This is a genomic window from Nocardia sp. IFM 10818, assembly GCF_054655275.1.
On the sequence record NZ_BAAHJH010000001.1, the window covers coordinates 8,280,796 to 8,294,030 of the forward strand.

General features: G+C 69.3%; 14 protein-coding genes. 8 read left to right on the top strand and 6 right to left on the bottom strand.

From position 1 onward, the window contains the following. Window positions 1-91: 91 nt before the first annotated feature. Genes ACYQ5L_RS38320 through ACYQ5L_RS38330 form a run of 3 tightly spaced genes read left to right on the top strand, consistent with a single transcriptional unit; the run spans window position 92 to window position 2,517 of the window. The gene (locus ACYQ5L_RS38320) at window positions 92-916 is read left to right on the top strand and encodes an alpha/beta fold hydrolase (RefSeq protein WP_459963122.1); all 825 of its coding nucleotides are present in this window, start codon (window positions 92-94) and stop codon (window positions 914-916) included. A 37-nt stretch (window positions 917-953) separates the two neighbouring features. Further along, complete coding sequence (locus ACYQ5L_RS38325) at window positions 954-1,601, top strand: dihydrofolate reductase family protein (protein WP_459963124.1); 648 nt, start codon at window positions 954-956, stop codon at window positions 1,599-1,601. Between the two features lie 4 nt (window positions 1,602-1,605). After that, on the top strand, window positions 1,606-2,517 hold the full coding sequence (locus ACYQ5L_RS38330) for an alpha/beta fold hydrolase (RefSeq protein WP_459963126.1): 912 nt from the start codon (window positions 1,606-1,608) through the stop codon (window positions 2,515-2,517). Here the strand turns inward: ACYQ5L_RS38330 and ACYQ5L_RS38335 are convergent. Together ACYQ5L_RS38335 and ACYQ5L_RS38340 are read right to left on the bottom strand one after the other, a co-directional pair. After that, window positions 2,514-2,936, bottom strand: coding sequence for a spore germination protein GerW family protein (locus ACYQ5L_RS38335; protein ID WP_459963127.1), 423 nt, complete (start codon window positions 2,934-2,936; stop codon window positions 2,514-2,516). The two genes, ACYQ5L_RS38330 and ACYQ5L_RS38335, sit on opposite strands and share 4 nt — an antisense overlap. A gap of 83 nt (window positions 2,937-3,019) precedes the next feature. Further along, window positions 3,020-3,475 carry an SRPBCC family protein gene (locus ACYQ5L_RS38340; RefSeq protein ID WP_459963129.1) on the bottom strand — a complete coding sequence of 152 codons (456 nt, stop codon included), beginning with the start codon at window positions 3,473-3,475 and terminating at the stop codon, window positions 3,020-3,022. Between the two features lie 69 nt (window positions 3,476-3,544). On the opposite strand from ACYQ5L_RS38340, the gene ACYQ5L_RS38345 reads away from it, so the two are divergent. Beyond that, window positions 3,545-5,452, top strand: a complete 1,908-nt coding sequence (locus tag ACYQ5L_RS38345; protein WP_459963131.1) for a DUF6301 family protein — start codon at window positions 3,545-3,547, stop codon at window positions 5,450-5,452. Between the two features lie 13 nt (window positions 5,453-5,465). Next, on the top strand, window positions 5,466-6,098 hold the full coding sequence (locus tag ACYQ5L_RS38350; RefSeq protein WP_459963132.1) for a class I SAM-dependent methyltransferase: 633 nt from the start codon (window positions 5,466-5,468) through the stop codon (window positions 6,096-6,098). On the opposite strand, the gene ACYQ5L_RS38355 is transcribed toward ACYQ5L_RS38350, so the two are convergent. After that, window positions 6,088-6,510, bottom strand: coding sequence for a winged helix-turn-helix transcriptional regulator (locus ACYQ5L_RS38355; protein ID WP_459963133.1), 423 nt, complete (start codon window positions 6,508-6,510; stop codon window positions 6,088-6,090). The two genes, ACYQ5L_RS38350 and ACYQ5L_RS38355, sit on opposite strands and share 11 nt — an antisense overlap. Window positions 6,511-6,577: 67 nt before the next feature. Between ACYQ5L_RS38355 and ACYQ5L_RS38360 the strand changes: the two genes are divergently transcribed. Continuing rightward, window positions 6,578-7,483, top strand: coding sequence for an NADP-dependent oxidoreductase (locus tag ACYQ5L_RS38360; RefSeq protein WP_459963134.1), 906 nt, complete (start codon window positions 6,578-6,580; stop codon window positions 7,481-7,483). A 25-nt stretch (window positions 7,484-7,508) separates the two neighbouring features. Next, window positions 7,509-9,056 carry a phytoene desaturase family protein gene (locus tag ACYQ5L_RS38365; protein WP_459963135.1) on the top strand — a complete coding sequence of 516 codons (1,548 nt, stop codon included), beginning with the start codon at window positions 7,509-7,511 and terminating at the stop codon, window positions 9,054-9,056. On the opposite strand, the gene ACYQ5L_RS38370 is transcribed toward ACYQ5L_RS38365, so the two are convergent. Further along, window positions 9,053-9,964, bottom strand: a complete 912-nt coding sequence (locus ACYQ5L_RS38370) for a LysR family transcriptional regulator (RefSeq protein WP_459963137.1) — start codon at window positions 9,962-9,964, stop codon at window positions 9,053-9,055. The genes ACYQ5L_RS38365 and ACYQ5L_RS38370 overlap by 4 nt on opposite strands. Next, entirely contained in the window at window positions 9,964-10,878 is a 915-nt protein-coding gene (locus tag ACYQ5L_RS38375; RefSeq protein ID WP_459963138.1) for a LysR family transcriptional regulator, read from the bottom strand. Before ACYQ5L_RS38375 ends, ACYQ5L_RS38370 begins: the two co-directional genes overlap by 1 nt. 278 nt (window positions 10,879-11,156) lie before the next feature. On the opposite strand from ACYQ5L_RS38375, the gene ACYQ5L_RS38380 reads away from it, so the two are divergent. Further along, a complete protein-coding gene (locus tag ACYQ5L_RS38380) occupies window positions 11,157-12,587 on the top strand; it encodes a threonine/serine exporter family protein (protein ID WP_459963139.1) in 1,431 nt (476 codons plus the stop codon). Here ACYQ5L_RS38380 and ACYQ5L_RS38385 read toward each other — a convergent pair. Further along, the gene (locus ACYQ5L_RS38385; RefSeq protein ID WP_459963140.1) at window positions 12,564-13,190 is read right to left on the bottom strand and encodes a GDSL-type esterase/lipase family protein; all 627 of its coding nucleotides are present in this window, start codon (window positions 13,188-13,190) and stop codon (window positions 12,564-12,566) included. The two genes, ACYQ5L_RS38380 and ACYQ5L_RS38385, sit on opposite strands and share 24 nt — an antisense overlap. Window positions 13,191-13,235 lie beyond the last annotated feature (45 nt).

Here is a 13,235-nt window from a genome sequence, read left to right on the forward strand (position 1 = left end):
TCACACCTCCCGGTGCGACGGCGGCGATGAGTTTCGCGGGCTGCCGCCGTCCTAGTTCTCGACCGCGCATTCGGACGAAAGAGATCGGATCATGGAATCCATTACCACCCTTGCGGGTATCACGCTGGCATTCGATCGTTATGTGGGCGGAGATGCCGGCACGGTGATTCTGATCGGCGGCGCGTTCAGTTATCGGAAGTTCCCGAAAATGGTCGAGCTGGCGCAGAAGTTGGCCGACGAGTATCGGCTCACCGTGATCAATTACGATCGGCGCGGGCGCGGTGACAGCGGTGATTCGCCGGGCGTTTACGACGTCGAGAACGAAATAGACGATATCGCCGCGCTGGTGGAGGCGGTAGGCGGTTCGGCCGCATTGTTCGGCTGGTCGTCGGGCGCCGGTTTGGCCCTGCTGGCGGCGGCCTCGGGCCGGGTCCCGGGCATCACCCGGGTGATCGCATTCGAGCCTCCCTTCGTGGTGAACAGCGAGAACTTCGTTCCGCCGGCTGATCTGCACGTCACGTTGCACGAGCTGATCGCCGCGGATCGACGCGCCGAAGTGGTGCGCTTCTATATGACCAGCGGGATGGGCATGCCGCGCGCCCTGGTCGCGATGATGCGATTCACGCCGTTCTGGAAGAGTTTGCTGGCGACTGCGCCTGCTACCGCCCACGATTGGGCGATCATGGGCTCGTATATGCGCGGTGAAGCGCTGCGCGCGGAGGACTGGAACAGCGTCAAAGTGCCGACCCTGGTCATTTCCGGCGGCAAGAGCGGCGATCTGCTGCGCACCGCGGCGCGGGCCATTGCCGACGCGCTGCCCGATGCCCGGCATATCGAGCTGCCGAAGCTGAGCCACAATCCGAATATCGGGCTGCTGACCCCGCCCGCCGGTGAATTCCTCACCGAATCCGCCTGATTCACCCTTCCAATACACGATTATCAGGAGTAATCCCATGCGCAAAATCACCGCGGGCCTGTTCATCTCGCTCGACGGCGTCATCGGCGAGCCGCAGGACTGGCACTTCCCCTACTTCAACGACGAGATGGGCGCGGCCGTCGGCGCGCAGCTCGGCTCGGCCGACACCTTGCTGCTCGGCCGCATCACCTACGACAGCTTCGCCGGCGCCTGGCCCGAGCGGGAAGCGGCGGGCGAGGAGGACGCGGCCATGGCCAAGTCCCTCGGCGATGCCCGCAAGATCGTTGTCTCGCACCAGGATCTCTCCTTCACCTGGCGCAATTCCGAGCAGCTCCGAGGCGACCTGATCGAAGCCGTCACCGCCCTGAAGCAGGAGCCGGGCGACACCGATATCGCCATGAGCGGATCCCCGTCCATCGTCCGGCAGCTGCTGGCCGCCGGCCTGCTCGATGAACTGCACCTGCTGGTGCACCCCATCGCCGTGCGCCACGGCCTGCGGCTGTTCGACGAGGGCGCCCCGATGCCTTTGCGCCTGATCTCCGCGCAACCGTTCACGACCGGCGTCCTGCATCTGGTCTACGGCCCGGCCGAAACCACTGCGGAAGGCGGCTACGACGAGGCCAAAACCCATCTGCCCCAGGCGGATCAGCTCACCGGCGAGTCCTCCGCCGAGGATCGGAAGTGAAGCCGTGCGCGCTTTCTCGACCAGAACGCTCTATACCGCTGCCGCCGTCTCGCTTTCGGCGATCCTGCTGACCGGCTGCGGCACCGCCGACAACAATGCCGCGACGACCCCCACCTCGGCGGTCAGCCGGCCGGACCAGCCGAGCGCCGACGGCAAGGGCTACTACGCACCGGTCAACGGATTGCGGCTCTACTACGAGGTCCACGGCTCCGGCCGGCCGCTCATCCTGGTGCACGGTGGTCTCGGCACCGTCGACTCCACCTTCGGCGCCCTGCTGCCGGAACTGGCCAAGACCAGAAAGGTCATCGCCGTCGAATTGCAGGCGCACGGCCACACCGCCGATATCGACCGCCCGCTGCGCTACCAGTCGATGGCCGACGACCTCGCGGGCCTCATCGGCCACCTGGAACTCGGCAAGGCCGATGTGCTCGGCTACTCCCTCGGCGGCGGCGTCGCACTCCAGCTCGCCGCCCGCAATCCTGATCTGGTGCACAAGCTGATCGTCACCTCGGCCCCGTACCGCAGCGACGGCTGGCTCCCGGAAACCAGAGCGGGAATGGCGGGCATGAACCCCGAGCCCATGCTCGGCACCCCCATCCACGCCGTCTACGCACGGAGCGCCCCCAACCCGTCGGATTGGCCGGCCCTGGTCACCAAGACCAGGCAACTGCTCGGCGAGGACTACGACTGGACAACCGATCTCGCCGCCATCGAAGCGCCGACGCTACTCGTCACCGCCGAATCCGATGCCCTGTCTCGCGCGCACGCCGAGGAGATGGTCACCAGGCTCACCGGCGCCGATAAGGGTACGTCCACCCTGGCCGTGGTCCCGGGCACCACCCACTACGACATCATGTACCGCGCCGACCTGCTGCTACCACTGTTCGAGCCGTTCCTCGGCACGTCGTCGAGCTAGCGCCGCCGTCCGCGGCGGGCGAGGGCGGCGCGCACGGCGGCTTTCACGCCCGACGCAGCGAGGATGGCGGTCAAGGGGATGAGGAGATCGATCCAGTGGCTGTGGATGGGCCGATATCTGGTTGTCCCACCGGTGATCTCGATATAGCCGAGGGGCCGGGCGCCGACTCCGCCACCGCCGCCCCCGCCGCCCGCGAGTTTCTCCACGCCGGAATCGCTGCCGGCGCCGCCGCCGAAGCCGTAACCCACGCTGGCGACCGGGACGACCGTGACGCCGTCGTGCGTGATCGGCTCCCCGAAAACGGCCTCCACCGAGGCTCTCCCGCCGAGCCCGTGGGTCAGCCGTTCCAGTAACCGGGCGGCGGCATCGGCCGCGTCACTGGTGAATCGATGCTGTTCGAGGTTCTCCGGAATGGTCATGACGACCCCCACTCTCCGTAGTGCCCTCCACGATAGTCCGGTGGCACAACGTCATTGGGCCGTTCAACCGTTCGCCGCGGCGGTCAACCGCGCTCGGCGATCTCGGCGAGCCTGTCGATGGATGCCAGCAACCGGTCGGAGGTGGTGGCACGGGCCCGCACGATGCGCTTCTCGTCGGTGAGGTTGGTCCAGTCATAGGTGTGGGTCACCCGGGTGCGGCCGTCGTCGAGCGGCTCGAGCTCCCACGCCCACCGATGCCCCGGAGGCCGGCTGCCGGGTTCGGCGGGCAGCCAGGCGATCCGCCGTCCTTCCTCGAATTCCACGACGTGGTTCTCCCGAATCTGCCCCTGGGTGAGGGTCATGGCGAAGACCTCGCCGACACCCTGAACGCGCTGACCGGCCGCGGCCGCGGCGAGATTGTCGTTCCCGTCCCAGCGGGGTTGCCGGGACGGATCGGCGATGAGTTCGAAGATCTCCTTCGGCCCGGCCGCGATATCGCGGGTGGCGCTGACAATGCGGGCGACGGTGTCATCGGTCATGGACCGATCGAAGCACTCGGTACGGGCGGCGCGCCAGCGGGCGGGGGCGGACGGAGTTAGTGTCGCTGGGTGGGCTTCGAAGTTCGGGTGGACACTGCGGGGGCGGTCGAGATCGTCAGGGCTGCCCTGGAGTTCAAGTGGAAATGGAATTCGCGGGATATCGCCGGATTCGCGCGGCAGGTGGGGTGGAGTGCGCCCGAACCGGTGGGGACCATGCGGCGGGGAGCGGTGTTCTCGCGGACCGGGCTGGGGGTGTGGTGGGATTCGGCCATGTTCTGGGGGAGTCCGCGGGTGCTGGGGTATGTGCGGGCGACGGTGTCGGATTGTCCGGCTCGCAGTGGGTTCGGTAGTTCGGAGCTGCTGAGCGACGCGTTGGGGCGGTTGCGGGAGACGTTCACCGAGCGGTGGGGGGAGCCGGAGAACGGCGCCGGGCCGGAGGAGGGGCCGGGGTGGGTGTTCCCGAATCTGGTTGTGGGGCTGGCGATTGGGGACAATACGGTCGATGTGCTGTTGGTGAATCCGGCCGAGCAGTTGTTCTGGATGGAGCGCAGGCACGAGGGCGCGCGCCGACGCGCCGAACTCGGCGGGTGGGGGCGGCTGGCCGAGGATCTGGCCGGGTTCCTGGAGACATTGCCGGCGGGGGCGCGGCTCGTGATCAGTGCGCCGGGCGGTCGGTATGTGCAGGTCAATGTGTCGGGGGAGGAGCTATACGCGGAATTGAGCCGCAGTGAATTCGTCGATCCCACATGGCGATACGGGGCCGAGGTGGAGCAGCGGCTGATCGCCGGCGGGTGGGCGGCGCCGGGGGATGCGAACTGGTGGCGGCGATTGCCGCGGAAGGCGGGCACGCTGGCGGTGAGCCGGTTCGCGACCCGGCTGGTGGAGGGGTTGCGGGCGCTGTCGGTGCGGGCGACCACCGATCTCGTCGCCGATGCCTGGGTGGAGGGCGGGGCGGATCTGGATATCGCGCCGCTGGGGATTCCACTGCATCCGACATCGCGGTCACAGCGTGCCGAATTCCTGCGGCAGCACGCCATTTCCGCATTCGACACCGGGCCGCTGGCGGTGGACGTGCCGGGCGGCATCGAGATCGCGGCAGCGGCGCGGGCCTTCGATTGGACCTGGAAGCGCGGGGACCTGCAACGCTTCAGCGAGCGGGCCGGGTGGACTCCGCAGGGCACCGCGGCCGCCGCCGACCGCACGGCGTGGGCGGGCACCCCGCTGCACATCGACGAGGCCCGCGCCCGCTTCACCTTCGACGGCGATCGCCTCGAATCGATCCGCGTCACCCTCAGCGACAGCATCGAATCCCACCTGTTCGACGAGGGCCTCCCCGCCGAGGTCGGCGAACAGCTGACCGCGGCGTTCACCCGCGCCCTCGAGGGTTTCCGCGCCGAACTCGGCACCCCGGTGCACGGCGTCATCGGGCAGGCGCACGGCCCGGTATGGGCCACCCCGGGGCTGACCCTGGGCCTGGTGGCCGAGCACGACACCGTCGACCTGTACCTGGTGAATCCGGCCGAACGCGCCCGCCGGCTCGTGCTCGAACAACAGCACACCGGTCAGCGCGCGGCCGGGCGCGAATGGCGGCAGTTCTTCGACGATCTGGCCGGCCTGGTTCTCGAAACCCCCGAGGACCAGGAGGTGATCGTCGATGCCGGAACCCGCGGCTCCACCCATCTGGTCCGCACCCCGGACGCCCTGCTGGTGCACCTGGACACCGAAGCCGCCCTGGGCCTGGCGCCGCGCGTCACCGATCTCATGCTCGGCAACGGCTGGCAGCGCCCCGGCGTCGACCGCGCCTGCTGGCGGCACAGCATGCGCCTGCCCGCCCTGTTCCGCGATCACCGCCATTTCGTGGAGTTCGCGCTGTGGCCGCTGCGCACCCGCATGACCCCCGATACCACCTGGTCCGTCCGCATCGACGGCATGGACCAGGGCCTGCGCTCACCGTCGACGGGTGCGACCGGCTCCTGAGTACCGTTGTGGCGTGACCGAAGTCGACGATGTGCGAGCCACCCGGGACGCGTATGACGCCGTGGCCGAGCTGTACACCACCCTGTTCCGGGACCATCTGGCGACGAGCCCCTTCGATCGGGCCCTGCTCGAGGTGTTCGCCGCCCATGTGCGCGAGGGCACCCCCGGCCCGGTCGCCGATCTCGGCTGCGGCCCCGGCCGGCTCACCACCCACCTGCGCGACCTCGGCCTCGACGTCTTCGGCCTCGACCTGTCCCCGGAGATGATCCGCCTGGCCCGCATCGAGCACCCCGGCATCCGCTTCGAGGTGGGCTCGATGGAGGAGCTGGCCCTCGACGACGCCGCCCTGAGCGGAATCGTGGCCTGGTACTCCATCATTCACACACCCCCGGAGCGCATACCCGCCATCCTCACCGAATTCGCCCGCGTCCTGCGCCCCGGCGGCCACGCCCTCTTCGGCTTCTTCGCCGCCGAAGACGGCGTCCGGCAGTTCGACCACAAGGTCACCCCCGGCTACCGCTGGTCCCCGGACACCCTCGCGGAAACCCTGAACCGCAATGGCTTCCGCACCATCGCCCGCCTGATCCGGGAACCCCGCCCGGACGAACGCTTCCAGCAGGCCTGCGTCCTGGCCGTCAAGGAGTGATCGGTTCCGCCGCCCGCGCCGCCCGCTCGTCGAACCGGGTTCGCGCGGCGGTGATCTCGTCGACATTGCGCAGCGCCCACTGCCCCATGGCATGGGTGAGCCGCCCCAGATCCGCCCCGAGCGGCGTCAGCGAGTATTCGACGCGCGGCGGGACCGTCGGGTAGACGGCCCGGCGCACCAGGCCGTCGCGTTCCAACTCGCGCAGTGTCCGGGTGAGCATCTTCTGCGTGATCCCGTCGAGCCGGCGGCGCAGTTCATTGAAGCGAACCGGCCCCTCGCTCGCCCGGAGCACGCCCATGACCAGCAGCACCCATTTGTCGGCGAGTACCGCGAGCACATCGCGGGCCGGGCACCGTTGCAGGTAGTCCTCCACCAAGTTGGCGGATTGCCGGACGTCGGAGACGGTATCCATCGGGAACCTCGGGATCGTGAAAGTGCCTTCTTTCCAACAGATACCACTACTGCGAAGAATCGTGGGCATGAAGGCGATCAGTCAGCGAACCCTGGGCGGACCCGACGTGCTGGAGACCGTGGAGGTGGACATCCCGCGCCCCGGCCCCGGCGAGGTGCTGGTGCGGATCGCCGCCACGTCGGTGAACGCCGCGGATCGGAAACTGCGCTCCGGTGCGATCGACAAGCTGGGCCCGCCGCCGTTCACCCTGGGCCTGGACGTCTCCGGGGTGGTCGCCGCGGTCGGCCGGCAGGTCACGCGATTCCGGCCGGGCGACGCGGTCTTCGGCATGGTGGTGAGCAGCGCCGGCGCGTATGCCGAATACACCGTCACCCCGGCCGATTTCCTCGCCGCCAAGCCCGCGGGCATCGATCATGTGCACGCCGCCGCCCTGCCGAGTGCCGCGCTGACGGCCTGGCAGGCACTGGCCGGGGTGCGCCCGGGGCAGCGGGTCCTGGTGCATGCCGCGGCGGGCGGGGTGGGGCATCTCGCGGTGCAGATCGCCAAGGCTCGCGGGGCATTCGTGGTCGGCACCGCCCGCGCGGCCAATCACGAATTCCTGCGCGGCCTGGGCATCGACGAGCTGATCGACTACTCCACCACCGATTTCACCGGCGTTCTCACCGGCATGGACGTGGTCCTGGATCTCGTCGGCGGCGACTACACCGCACGATCGCTGACCGTTCTGCATCCCGGCGGCCGGCTCATCGATGCCCAGGGCGAGCGGCCTTTGGCCGATCCCCGCTATCACCGTCACTATGTGGAGCCCTCGAGCCGGGACCTGCGCGAACTGACCGATGCGGTCGAACGCGGACGACTGCGAGTCGAGGTACAGCGGGTCATGCCGCTGGCCGAGGCGGCCGAGGCGCACAAGCTGAGCGAAGCCGGGCGGGTGCGCGGCAAGATCGTGCTCGTGCCGTGGGCGGAGGTGTAGCGGCGGGCAGCCTACAGTCGAAGGCATGACTGAGGCACCGGCACGGGCTCGGTATGACGCGGTGGTGGTCGGCGGTGGGCACAATGGCCTGGTCGCGGCCGCGTATCTGGCTCGGGCGGGACGCTCGGTGCTGGTGCTGGAGAAGCAGGACCACACCGGCGGCGCGGCGGTCTCCGAGCGAGTGTTCGCCGGGGTCGACGCCCGGCTGTCGCGGTTCTCGTATCTGGTGAGTTTGCTGCCGCGGCAGATCGTGGACGATCTCGGGCTGCGCTTCCAGACCCGCCGGCGGCGCATCTCGTCGTACACGCCGGTCGGGGAGCACGGGCTGCTGGTGGACAACGGCTCCGAGGCGGGCACGCGGGAGAGCTTCGTCCGGGTCACCGGGTCGGATCGGGACTTCGTCGCGTGGCAACAGTTCTACGAGACGACGGGCCGCCTCGCGCAGCGCGTGTTCCCGACCCTCACCCGGCCCTTGCCGTCTCGTGACGAAATGCGCGGCATAGTAGGCGATTCCGCGACCTGGGAGGCGATTTTCGAACGCCCCCTGGGCGAAACGATCGATGCGACCTTCACCGATGACACCGTGCGCGGCGTCGTCCTCACCGATGCCCTGATCGGGACCTTCACCCACGCCCACGATCCGAGCCTGCGGCAGAATCGCTGCTTCCTGTACCACGTGATCGGCGGCGGCACCGGCGACTGGGATGTGCCGGTCGGCGGCATGGGTGCGCTCACCGACGCCCTGGCGGGGGCGGCCCGCGCCGCGGGGGCGGAAATCCTGACCGGTCGGGAGGTCACCGGAATCGACACCGACGGCGATACCGCCGAAGTGCGGTTCACCGGCGGCACGGTGGCGGCCCGCCACGTCCTGGTCAACGCCGCACCCTACGAACTGGCACACCTGCTGGGCGAGCAGGCGACCAAACCCGAAGGCGCACAACTCAAAATCAATATGCTGCTGCGCCGTCTGCCCCGGCTGCGGGATGCCTCGGTGGATCCGCGCACGGCCTTCGCCGGAACCTTCCACATCGCCGAGTCCGCGACCCAGCTCGAACGGGCCTACCGGGAGGCGGCCGACGGCCGCCTCCCCTCCGCACCGCCCTCGGAGATCTACTGCCACACCCTGACCGACCCGTCGATTCTCGCGCCCGACCTGATCGCCCAGGGCATGCACACCCTCACGCTGTTCGGATTGCACACTCCCGCACGCCTTTTCACCGACGATCCGCACGGCGTGAAGAAGCAGCTGGTGGATGCCACTGTGGCCCAACTGGATTCGGTCCTCGCCGAGCCCATTCGCGACTGCCTCGCCGTGGACGGCAATGGCGAACCCTGTATCGAAGCGAAGTCCCCGGTCGACCTGGAGCAGGAGATCGGCCTGCCCGGCGGCAATATCTTCCATGCGGACCTGGCTTTTCCCTTCCGCACCGCGCCCGCGGACACCCCGGCGGCGCGGTGGGGCGTCGCCACCGGCCACCGCAATATCCTGCTGTGCGGCGCGGGCGCGGTCCGCGGCGGCGGGGTCAGCGGTATCGGCGGGCACAATGCCGCCATGGCGGTCCTCGACCGCTAATTCCGTTCGGCGGCCCCGCGCGAACACACCTGCACACAGCAGCGAATGAACTCGCGCACCACCGGATCGGCATCCGAGGCGCCGGGCCAGGCGATGGCGACCCGGCTCGGGCCGATGCCCCGCACCGGGCGGTAGACGATGCCCGGACGCGGGTAGTAGCGGGCCGAGGCGGCGGGCGTGAAGCTGAGGCCGAACCCATTGGCGATGGCGGTGAGCCATTCATCGGTGTTGTGCCCGATGGCGCCGATGACGGCGGTCTCGGCGGGGCGGGCGTCCAGCCCCATCCAGAAGTCCCGCCACCCACCGGCTTCCGGCGGGGCGGCCACGAACGGCTCGTCCCACAGGTCGCGGAATTCGATCTCCGCCGCCGCGGCCAGCCGATGCGTGGCGGGCAGGGCGATCCAGCGCGGCTCGGTGAACAGCTCCCGGGCGTGATAGGCGCCCTCGCCCGGAAACGGCAGCCGCACCAGCGCCGCGTCGACCTCGCCGTCCGCGAGCCCGGCGGTGGGATCGAGCCAGCCGAACTCCCGCATGTCCACCCGCCAGTCCGGATGGGCGCGCCGGAAGGCCGCGATGATCTCGGGCGTGAACTCGTTCGCCGCGCTGGCGACGAACCCGATGCGCAGCACCTTGCCGGCCTGGCTCGCACCGCTTTTCGTCACCCGCAGCAGATGATCCCAGCCCGCCAGCACGGCGGGCGCGTGCGCGGCGAAGACGCGGCCGGGTTCGGTCAGCGCCATTCCGCTGCGCGAACGCACGAACAGTTCCACGCCCAGCTGCTGTTCGAGCTGTTTGATCTGCTTGGTCAGCGCGGGCTGGGAGATGTAGAGCCGCCGCGCCGCCCGGGTCAGATGTCCTTCCTCGGCGACGGCGACGAAGTACCGCAGCAGGCGGGTGTCGATATCCATCAGGAAGTCCTCCGCCCGTCCTGCCGGCTCATGATGTCGGTGCAGCACCGGATGAAGTACCGCACCACCGGATCCGCCTCCGAGGCGTCCGGCCACACCAGCGCCACCCGGGTGGGCCCGATGCCGTGCACGGGCCGGAACACCACGCCCGGATGGGCATTGGTGCGCGCGGTGGACGCGGGCGTGAAGCTCACCCCGAAATCATTGGCGATGGCATTGAGCCATTCCTCGGTGCTGCGCGCGATGGCCCCGATGATGGCGGTGTCCGCGGGCCGGGAGTCCAGGCCCATCCAATAGTCGCGCCACCACCCGGTTTCCGCGGGGGAGGCGACATAGGGCTCGTCCCACAGTTCCCGGAACGCGATGTCCTCGCGGTCGGCGAGGGGATGATTCTCCGGCAGCGCGATCCAGCGCGGCTCGGAGAACAGCTCGCGCACGTGATAGCCGTCCTGGCCGGGAAACGGTAGTCGCAGCAGCGCGACGTCCACATCGCCCTCGTCGAGTCCCGCGGTCGGATCGGTCCAGCCGCCGGAGTGGATGTCGACCTGCCAGTCCGGGTGCAGCCGGTGGAAGACCCGGATGATCTCGGGGATATAGCCTTCGGCCGCGCTGTGCACCAGGCCCAGCCGCAGCACCCGCGCCGCCCGGCTGGCATCGCTCTTGGTGTCGCGCAGAATGCGATCCCATCCGGCCAGCAGGCCCGGCACCTGCGCGGCGAGCACCTTCCCGGCGGCGGTGAGCGTCCAGCCGGCCCGGGACCGGATGAACAGTTCCACCCCCAGTTGCTGTTCCAGCTGTTTGATCTGGGTGGCGAGGGTGGGCTGGGCCACGTGTAGCCGTTGCGCGGCCCGCGCCGGGTTCTCGGTATCGGCGACCGCCAGGAAGTAACGCAGCAGTCGCGTATCGATATCCATGCCACCAGGTTATGGACGGACCGCCCCGTAGGCATAGCCCGCCGGAGTGCACACGTTAGAGTCTATTTGCCATGAAGTTGCTGTATCGGTGAACCGGAGCCACCCCAAGTTCGCGGCCCGGCTCGGTCTGGACTGACGGAGCGGGGGAGCGAAGCGGAGGAGCGGAGGAGGGAAGACCGAGCTTGCAGGGCCGCGAACAGCCGGAGCGAAGCGGAGGCAAAAGGGTACGGCCACGGCCCGCGCCCGGCGCCGTTCCGGTCGGCAGGCGGCTGACCGGCATGGCCCGCAGAGCCGGTGGGGTATTCGACGATTGGCTGGTGCGCCGGGTGGTCACCCGCGCCGGCGCGCACGAACCGCACGATCCGCCGCCGCCGGAGGAGCCGCCGGTCTCCGCGGATCTGCTCAACCTGCTGCGCCTGCTGGGCGTCATGCTCATCGGATCGGGCGAGACCACCGATCGAGTGCAGCAGATTCTGGACGACACCGCCAGCCGCTACGGCGCCGGCGAGGTGCAGTTCTTCGTGCTGCCCACGGGCGTTTTCGTGCGGGTGCAGGATTCCCGGGGCTCGGCGGTCGATCTGCAGACCGCCTCCGCCGACACGCTGCGGCTGGATCAGATCGCGGCGATGTACCGGCTGCTCGACACCATGAAACACGAACTGCCCCCGCCGACCGAGGTCACCGAGCAGCTCGAGGCCATCCTCGCGTCGCGGCGCCCGACCGCGGTCTGGCTCATGCTGGTCGGCAATGTGGTGCTCACCGTCGGCCTGGGCCTCATGCTCAACCCCACCGTGCACGCGCTGACCGGGTACGCGGTGCTCGGCCTGGTGGTGCAGCTGCTGGTGCTGCTGGCCGACCGCTTCACGCTGCTGTCGCTGGCCCTGCCGGTCACGGCCGGTGCGCTGGTGACCTTGCTGGCCTTCGGTTTTCCGCACGCCATCGGCGGCGGCACGCCCTCGCAGCTGCTCATTCCGGCCGTCGCGGGCCTGCTGCCCGGCGCCACCCTCACCAATGGCGCGATCGAGCTGGCGACCGGATCCATGGTGGCGGGCGCGAGTCGCACCATCGCCGGAATGAACAAGCTGCTGCTGCTCGCCTTCGGCATCTACATCGGCCTGCAGTTCCTCGGCCCGCAGCCGCCGGACAGCCCGTTCGGCTCGCAATTGGGCTGGTGGGCACCGATTCTCGGCGTGCTGCTGATCGGGATCGGCCATTCCTGGCGCTCCAGCGCGCCGCCGAGATCACTGTTCTGGCTGCTGCTGGTGCTGTACGTGACCTTCCTCGCCCAGCAGTTCGGCATCCGCACCGGCGGTGCGCTGCTGGGCGCGTTCCTGGGCGGGCTGATCGCGGTGCCGACCGCATATCTGGTGCAGCGCAATCGCAATGCCCCGCCCTCGCAGGTGGCGTTCCTGCCCGCGTTCTGGATGCTGGTGCCCGGCGGCATGGGCCTGACCGCCGTCTCCGAGCTGGTCACCAATGCCGGCGCCAATGGCCTGCAGGTGCTGGTGAACGTGCTGCTGTCGGTGCTGGCCATCGCGCTCGGCGTGCTGGTCGGCTCCGGCCTGATCAACACCAAGAAGCCGGGCACGGCGTCGATGGTGGACTGGTTGTTGCCGCCCGCGCAGCGCAAGGCGGTGCCGGCGATCGATCGCGCGGTGGTCCCGCCCGCGGACCCGAAACCGGTCTCAGCGGACGACGGGCAGCCCTGAGGTCGGTTCGGTCAGCCACAGCAGCCAGTGCGGGGCGAGCAGTTCGGCGAATTCGTCGTAACCGGCGGCGCTCGGGTGATAGCCGTCCCCGGCGGCCACATCCCCCATCCAGGTCCGGTTGGCCCGCAGCGGCTGATGCACCTGCACATAGGGCACGCCGACGCTCTCGCAGTGCGCGGCGAAACGTTCATCGAGATCGAGCAGCCGATCGTTGTGCTGCTCGTCGATATTCGGCGGCGGCGCGACCACCAGGGTGGTCCAGCCCTTGTCCGCGGCGCCCGCCAGGATGGCCGCCAGATTCCGCACCGACCGCTCGGATTCGACCCGGGGACGGCCGTTTTCGTGGACGCTGTCGTTCACTCCGGTCGACACCACCAACCGGCAGTCACTGCCCTCGGGTAGTCGCGGTGTGCATTCGGCCGACCAGCGCGCCCGTAGCTCGTCGGAGGTCTCCCGGCGGACGCCCAGGTTGTAATAGGTCATCGGCTGCCCCGCGGCCATGGCCCGGGCCGCCAGCCGGCCCGCCCAGCCCAGAGCTTTCTGATCACCGACCCCCGCGACGAACGATTCACCAACGAAACACACACGGAGATCGAGCACCACCCGTCGATCCTTGCACGCGGGCCCGGTGATCATCGAAAGTCCCGA